General features: G+C 42.0%; 1 protein-coding gene. It reads left to right on the forward strand.

Annotated elements, in window-relative coordinates; all coding sequences use genetic code 11:
- The coding region (locus AAEZ05_RS29825) for a hypothetical protein (protein ID WP_350650250.1) at nt 1–243 on the forward strand (243 nt) is incomplete at both ends.

The following is a 243-nucleotide window of genomic DNA, read 5'->3' on the forward strand; positions in this document are numbered from 1 at the left end:
TGCCTCACTATTGGAAAGGTAAAGGTGCTGAGCTTGACAGGTTCATCAAAAATGCCATTAGATTTCATAGAGATGGCGATGCCATAGCTGAAAGGTCTTTGCTTGTTCGCTCTGAAATCATAGACATCGCAAACAATGTCCAGCGCTTTGGCGAATCAGTTATAAGCATCATCAACAACACCTCAGCTGAAACCAAAAGAGTTGACCATTTAAGCCAGTTTGAAATTGACCAATTCGATGCCT

The organism is Pseudomonas sp. HY13-MNA-CIBAN-0226, assembly GCF_040310305.1.
GTDB classification, from domain to species: domain Bacteria; phylum Pseudomonadota; class Gammaproteobacteria; order Pseudomonadales; family Pseudomonadaceae; genus Aquipseudomonas; species Aquipseudomonas gregormendelii.